This is a genomic window from Bacillus cereus group sp. BfR-BA-01524 (assembly GCF_022662595.1).
Classification (GTDB): Bacteria; Bacillota; Bacilli; order Bacillales; family Bacillaceae_G; genus Bacillus_A; species Bacillus_A thuringiensis_S.
In genome coordinates this window covers 1-289 of the sequence record NZ_JAKUDW010000363.1, presented here as the reverse complement: position 1 = coordinate 289, position 289 = coordinate 1, and the positions used below count along the sequence as shown (strand labels likewise).

The following is a 289-nucleotide window of genomic DNA, read 5'->3' as shown; positions in this document are numbered from 1 at the left end:
AGAAAGGTAGAGAATACCCAGTACATGACAACGAATACCACTACAGCTAAAATCGTAGCCACCTTATTCCCCTCTTTCTGTTGGGTTATAATTTGCAATCTTTTCTACACGGGTTGCTAAGAAAAAGACAATGAACATATTTACTGCTAAAGCGATTTTCCCCATCATAGAACCTGCTAAAAATCCATATGCTTCTTTTGACATCAACATAATAACAATTGGCATGGCGATAACGATTAAGCAGTTCTGTACAAAAGCACGTTGTGCTTGCGACAAACTAGAACGCAAT

At 38.1% G+C, this 289-nt stretch carries 1 pseudogene; it reads right to left on the bottom strand.

Features of this window, described 5'->3' with window-relative positions:
- Positions 1-63: 63 nt before the first annotated feature.
- Positions 64-289, bottom strand: a pseudogene (locus MR170_RS31485) (hypothetical protein); the annotation flags it as partial.